The sequence below is a fragment of the Kitasatospora sp. NPDC033851 genome (assembly GCF_055576085.1).
This window is the reverse complement of the sequence record NZ_JBVIRL010000032.1, coordinates 72490-78561: the sequence shown is the minus strand read 5'-3', so window position 1 is coordinate 78561 and position 6072 is coordinate 72490. Positions and strand designations below refer to the sequence as shown.

8 protein-coding genes are annotated in these 6072 nt (G+C 70.2%); 1 reads left to right on the top strand and 7 read right to left on the bottom strand.

All coding sequences use genetic code 11. The features are described 5' to 3' along the window. Positions 1 to 92: 92 nt before the first annotated feature. The 5 genes from ACZ51D_RS37525 to ACZ51D_RS37505 form a co-directional block, all read right to left on the bottom strand. Positions 93 to 1226 carry a replication initiator gene (locus tag ACZ51D_RS37525; RefSeq protein WP_465664762.1) on the bottom strand — a complete coding sequence of 378 codons (1134 nt, stop codon included), beginning with the start codon at positions 1224 to 1226 and terminating at the stop codon, positions 93 to 95. Positions 1227 to 1384: 158 nt separating this feature from the next. Beyond that, positions 1385 to 1576 carry a hypothetical protein gene (locus tag ACZ51D_RS37520; protein WP_465664761.1) on the bottom strand — a complete coding sequence of 64 codons (192 nt, stop codon included), beginning with the start codon at positions 1574 to 1576 and terminating at the stop codon, positions 1385 to 1387. Then, positions 1576 to 2883: an FtsK/SpoIIIE domain-containing protein gene (locus tag ACZ51D_RS37515; protein WP_465664760.1), complete on the bottom strand. Its 1308-nt coding sequence runs from the start codon at positions 2881 to 2883 to the stop codon at positions 1576 to 1578. The genes ACZ51D_RS37520 and ACZ51D_RS37515 overlap by 1 nt, the downstream gene beginning before the upstream one ends. Continuing rightward, on the bottom strand, positions 2880 to 3086 hold the full coding sequence (locus ACZ51D_RS37510; RefSeq protein ID WP_465664759.1) for a hypothetical protein: 207 nt from the start codon (positions 3084 to 3086) through the stop codon (positions 2880 to 2882). Before ACZ51D_RS37510 ends, ACZ51D_RS37515 begins: the two co-directional genes overlap by 4 nt. Continuing rightward, entirely contained in the window at positions 3086 to 3439 is a 354-nt protein-coding gene (locus ACZ51D_RS37505; protein ID WP_465664758.1) for an SCO3933 family regulatory protein, read from the bottom strand. The genes ACZ51D_RS37510 and ACZ51D_RS37505 overlap by 1 nt, the downstream gene beginning before the upstream one ends. Before the next feature lie 249 nt (positions 3440 to 3688). Between ACZ51D_RS37505 and ACZ51D_RS37500 the strand changes: the two genes are divergently transcribed. After that, the gene (locus ACZ51D_RS37500; RefSeq protein ID WP_465664757.1) at positions 3689 to 4477 is read left to right on the top strand and encodes a GntR family transcriptional regulator; all 789 of its coding nucleotides are present in this window, start codon (positions 3689 to 3691) and stop codon (positions 4475 to 4477) included. A gap of 496 nt (positions 4478 to 4973) precedes the next feature. Here the strand turns inward: ACZ51D_RS37500 and ACZ51D_RS37495 are convergent, their stop codons facing one another. Together ACZ51D_RS37495 and ACZ51D_RS37490 are read right to left on the bottom strand one after the other, a co-directional pair. Next, positions 4974 to 5444, bottom strand: a complete 471-nt coding sequence (locus tag ACZ51D_RS37495) for a hypothetical protein (RefSeq protein WP_465664756.1) — start codon at positions 5442 to 5444, stop codon at positions 4974 to 4976. A 145-nt stretch (positions 5445 to 5589) separates the two neighbouring features. Further along, a complete protein-coding gene (locus tag ACZ51D_RS37490) occupies positions 5590 to 6054 on the bottom strand; it encodes an ATP-binding protein (RefSeq protein ID WP_465664755.1) in 465 nt (154 codons plus the stop codon). Positions 6055 to 6072: the final 18 nt, after the last annotated feature.

Sequence of the window (6072 nt, the reverse complement as noted above, 5' to 3'; positions counted from 1 at the left end):
ACCCGCCATGGTCGAGTACGTCTCCACCACGAACGGCCTAGACCTGGCTCCCGTTCACCCCGGAGCAGTGGCTCTCATATGACCCGACAAAATCATTCGGGTAAGCCACCGAGACGCCAGGCCGTGGTGATGAGTGCTCGGACGTGCGGGCTGACGCGCAGAGCCTGTATCTCCACCAGAGACTCGATGCGGCGGTCGACGGCACCGGCGGCCTCCACGCTCTTACTCGTGTACTTAGCGACATAGGCAGCGACCGCGTCGTCCGAGATGCGCCCACCTTCCCCATTGATAAGGGGGTGCACGTCCAGCTGAGTACCGAAGCTGAGCCGCCCCCCGCCACAGGCCACCGGGTCGGGGCACGGGAGCGCCACGGCGGCGGCCGCAGAACGGACGGCCTTCAAGAGGAGGTCCCCCGTCGCCCAGGACGGAGGCGGAACCGAGGGACCATCCGGTCCATCGAGTCTGACGACGGCGTGGAAGTGGACGGCACCACGCTTCTGGTACTCGGCGACCTTCGCCGCGGAGACCCGAACCAGCGTGCGCACCTCCGACCGCCCGACACCCACCCGGGCCGCGAGGTGGTGGTACAGGTTGTCGCGGAAGGCCTTCCACAGCGCCGGGGCCATGGCGTTCCAGAGGACGTGGCCGGGGTAGTCGTAGCAGTCCGTGCAGAGCGGCTGCCCTACGAGCGGGTCGGCGACCAGATGGGTACGACCACAGCCTTGCCGGCTGCCGTGCTCGCACCGTCGGCGCCGAGCCGGGTGGCAGTCGCCCGCACGGTGGACCGGCCCGAACGAGGGCGCGGTCAGGGTGACGAACAGCCGCGGGTGCGTCCGTACCGTCTCCGGGACGCCCTTGCCGCCGACCAGGCCGGAGCGGACCAGGTGGAAGGTGTCACCGCTGTGCTCTCGCGAGCAGGGCGCGCAGCGGGTGGCTCGGCGGTTGCGGCAGCGGACCGCAAGCCGGCCGCCGGGCTCGGCCTCGGTCGAATAGGTGCGCAGGACTTCACCGGTGTCGGCGTCGAGGGTGGTGGTGTGCCCCGCGAGGTAGATGGGTTCGGCGCAGCCGCCGGTGGCGCGTCTCTGTTCCAGCCAGCGGTTCAGGTTCGGCATCTCGCCGAGGCGGACGAAGTCCCGGTCGATGAGCGGTAGTTGGCGCAGCCGCGCCTCCCGGTCGAGGAGGGCGCGGCGTGCGGTGGGGTCGGTGTGCGGGTTGGTGGGGGTCATGGTGGGTGTCTCCAGGGCCAGGGGTTGCCGGGCCCCGGCCGGGCCAGGCATGCGGTGGCTCGGCCGGGGGTGGCGTGGGGGTGGGTGGAGCCGGTCCGGCGGTCGAGGGTTGGGCCGCCGGTGGGGGTTGGGTGGGTTGGCATGGTGATCACGTACTTTCAGGTGGTGTGGGTGAGGCCTTGGACGATCCAGGTGACGGCGTAGACGACGGGGTCGGCCCAGCCGACGCGGTCGAGGTAGATGCCGAGGACGCCGATGAGCAGGACGTGCCAGGTGCGCAGTTCGCCGGAGCGGACCAGGAGGAAGGTGACGACGGCGAGGAAGGCGATCAGCACGGCGGTCATGGCCATCAGACGTAGACCCCTTCGCTCGGCTCGTCCGTCTGGTGGAGGCCGGGCCAGGTCGGGGCCAAGCGCGCGTGCTTCCTGACGGTTCGATGGGCCTGGTCGGGGGTGACGTGGATGGAGCGCGCTCTCGTCCACCTGCCGTCGGTGTCGGCGGTGATGGCGACGCCCTGTTCGGCGAGGGTGATCCGCTGGGCGGCGTCGAGGGCGTCCTTGTTGAGGTCGCCGAGCGCCATCTCCGCCGTAGCGGGGTCGCTCACCCGGTGGCAGACGCGGCCGGCCAACTGGGCCCGGAGGGCGGTGACGCCGGGGCCGAGGTCGGAGCCGACCCGCTGTCCGGCGATGACCAGGTGGACGCCGAGAGCCGCGCCGAGCTGGGCGAGCCTGAGCAGGTTGGTGGAGATCTCTCCGACTTCGGCCTTGTCCTCCCTGGTCGCGACCAGGTACAGCTCCGCCACCTCGTCCACGATCAGGACGACGGGCATCTTGCGGAGTTTGGCGGGCAGGTCCCAGACCGAGCGGGCGCCGACCGAGCGGCAGAGTTCCATCCGTGCCTCGGTCTCCGCCACCAGTTCCGCGAGCAGGTGAGCGGCTTGTGCCCGGGTGGACGCCAGGGCCGATAGCCGGTCCTCGAACAGGGACAGCTCCATGCCGCCCTTGAGGTCGATGCCGAACAGGGCGACGCGCTGCGGGGCGAGTTCCTTCACCAGTGAGGCGATGAGGGTCGACTTGCCGGAGCGGGTCGCGCCGACGATCAGCCAGTGCGGAGCGCGACGGAAGTCGATCACCCAGGCGCGGCCGTCCTCCAGGAGGCCGACCACCGCGCGCAGTACGTGCTGCTTCAGCTGGTAGGGCACGACGGGTGCCCGGAGCGGGTCCCAGGCGAGCGCGGACAGGGTCACGAACCCGCGCTCGTCCGAGAACACCCGAACCGCGTGAGCCCGCCAGGCGTGGGTGAGCGCTTCGACCACCGAGACGAAGTGCTCCGGCACCTGCCCGGGATGCAGCCGCACCACGACATCCAAACCACCCCGCCTCAGCTTCGGAATACCCAACCGGGGCGGGACCGGCCGCAGCGGATCACCGCGCACCACCATGTCTCCGATCAGTGCCCGCCCGGGACGCTTGGCCACCGCGAGCCCGAGGTTGGTGGTTAGCCGACGCCACGTCACCCGGACCCGTACGACCGCGACCGGGTAGCCGATCAGGCACCACCACACGTACGGGTAGTTCCGCCGCAGCCCCGGGGCCGTGCTGAGCAGGATCAGCACCGCCGCCAGGAGCGCCACCCAGAGAAGCTGGAGAACGATCACAGCCGTCCCCCGTTCTCCATGGCCGTGTTGTGGGCCTCGGTCTCCAGGTCGCGAGCCTGGCCAGCGGCCTTGGTGGCGACGACGGCGATGTGGTCGAAGAGCAAGGCACCTTCGTCGTCCCGGCCGAACGGGTCGACCTCTTCGGCCAGGTCCCCGAGTTCGCGCAGCAGACCGCGCAGCTTCACACGCGTCGCGCTGCTCATCAGACGTCGCCGCCCTTACGGGAGGCCGCCGAGGCCTGCGCGGGAACCGGGGTGATGGCGTCGGCGCGGAAGGACAGGCCGTGCCGGTCCCCCATCGCCCACGAGAAGGCGGTCAGGCCGGTGACGTGCACCCGCACGCCCTCGACCACGCCGACCGGCTCGCCGGACACGCTGATCTCGATGATCGAGGCCCGCCGGCCGTCCTGCCGGACCGCGACACCCACCGTGTAGACGGTCTGGCCCTCCCGGTCCTTGCGCACCTCCCCGGTCTCGCGGTTCGCGATCCGCACCTCGGGGGCAACGATGCAGGTCATCGTGCCGAGCCGGGTTCCGTCAACGGGAATGGACTGCATGAGCGCACGCTCCTCTGAACCAAAGGCCGCCTGACATCAGTCGTCAAACGTACTTACCTTTGATGGCGAGATGATGCCCTTCCTTGACGCCCCGGCGCAAGCGATTCATGCTTACGTTTAACGGCTACCGACTGACGACAGACCTAGACATGCGGCCCGAGCTGGGCAAACGACCACAGATGAACTCTCGATAACCACGCGACACGAGGCGGGCCTCCTCCCCCGGCGCCCGCACAAGGGGTCAACACCATGGCGATCATCCGGAACGAGGCACTGCACAAGCAGGTAGCGGCGGCGATGCGACAGTCCATCGCCACCGGCGAATGGCCGCCCGGCACGCAGCTGCCCACGGAGACCGACCTCGCCCAGAAGTACGGCGTCTCCCGACCAACCGTCCGCCTCGCCGTCGCCGCCCTCCGCAGCGAAGGCCAACTGGACGTGAAGCAAGGCCGCGGCACCTTCGTCCGCACCGCCGTCCACGGACCCAGCGGATCCCTGGAACGCACCGTCACCCGCCAGGCCGACGCCTACGAGACCCCCATCGACGCGTGGTTCCAGCAGGGCGAGGAGCCCACCGTCTACCGCACCCGCACCGACGCCATCACCGCGCCGCTGCTGGAGATGGACCAGGACGAACTGATGCTCGGCTGCGACCGCCTGCTCACCGACCCCACCGGCGACGGCCGCGCCCTCCACCGCCTCCTACTCCCCATGGAGCGCATCGAGGCCACCCCGCTCGCCCAGCAGCCCGCCGCCACCCCGGCCGAGGCCTACGCGATGCTCGCCGCCGCCGGCCACGACCTCACCTGGCACGAGCGAGTCAGCGCCCGCGTCCCCCAGCCCGACGAGCGCGCAGCCCTCGGCCTCTCCGAAGCCGCCGTCCTCCTGGTCGCCCACCGCATCACCCACGACCAGGCCACCGGACGCCCACTCATCCTCGAAGAGACCCGCCTCGGCGCCGAAACCACCGCGCTCACCTACGCCATCGAGGCCCGCAACCCGAAGCGCGCGCCCCGCCCGGCCAAGGCCACCCGCTAACCAGCCCGACCACCACCCAGCCCCCACGTCCACAACGGGCGCGGGGGCTGTCGCATATCTTCTCTACTTACTCAAGCGGCGGCGCGGAGCGCCGCCGGGCGGCCCCAGCCGCCCCGGCCGGGCATGCGGCCTTGCGGCCGTTCCGGGCCGGGCGCCTGGCCCGCCCAGATTCCACCTGCCAGAGAAGTGCGCTTCCGCCCGCCGGCTGCCGCGCGGTGGCTGATGCCGGGCGGCTCCGCGGTTTTACCCACCTCCCTGGCCCGGGACCCGCGTCGAGCAAGACCGGGGGGCCACTCGGCCACATTGCGGTCAGGCCCAAAAGCCCTGACCGAGTCGCAACAGCTTACGGCCCCCCGATCATGTCCGAAGATAGCTCAGAGATTATCGAACCGATCGCCGGGATGTTCATTACGGGGGTAGCCGGCCCAACATCCGATAGCGAGTTTATCGAGGAACGGGTACGGCGCGCTCGACGCGGCCGGGCTCACGGTGTCGGTCATGACTTTCCCTTCCGCCGCACGCGGCGTTTGACCGTCGGCCCGCTCGGCTGCCGTTTCACGACTTCGAGTTCCACCCGGACCCGTACCGAGGGTCGGCCGAACCGGGCCACCTCACCGACGAACGCCGACGCACCCTCGAACGGCGTGTCCGCGTCCAACGTCCACTTCAGGTAGGCACGGATCGGTGCGATCACCTGAGCGAGCGTCGTCGGCCGGTCCACGGGGATCGCGAACTCGATGGCCTCCAGCAGCGACTCCAGCGACTTCACGTGACTCAGAGCGCACTCGGCCGTCGACAGCAACTCGGCGTGATCCATCTCCGCCAGCGGCACGCCACCACGCAGACGCTGCACGGCCCAGTACGCCTCATCAACCCGTTGCTGCCCCAGGCTGAAGGCGATGTGCGGGAACCGATCGGCCGGCCGCGGACGAGCGCCGGCACCGGAGGGCATGGGAATGGCGGTCACGCGGACACCTCCCCCGCGCGACGCGGGTGCCACCTGTGGACACCAACGGTCCGACCGTTCACCACGATGTTTCGGGTCAGCGCCTTCCGCAGACCCGCGCCGCAGTAGAAGCACCGCGCCCCCACCGCACCGGACGCCCGCTTGTTCACGTCGCCCCACCTCCCGGGCCCACCAGGGCCCAAACGATCTTTCCGATACCTTCCGGACGAGGCATGAAGCCCCACTCCACGGACAGGGCCTCCACCAGACACAACCCGCGCCCCGACTCGGAATCCGTGCCCGTGCATCGCCGGATGACGGGCTTCTCGCCGCTCGCGTCGTGCACCTCCAGGCGGAGGTGATCGAGCACCATCTCGAATCGGATAGCGATTCGCCGGCCCCGAGGTACCCGGGCGTGCGTCACGGCGTTGGTCACCAACTCGTCGAGCACGATCTCGGCGTCGTCCGCGAGGGCATCCCCACCGGGCACACCGGCGAGGAAGACGCGGAGGTGGCCCCGGGCCGCTCCAACGGACTTTCGGTGGCGGGTGAGGTTCGCATCGAATGCGGCTATCCCGGCGTCCGCCTCAGGCGCCTCCGCGATGACTTGGGGAGCTCCCAAGCTGATCAAGTTGCACCACCCTCCCGG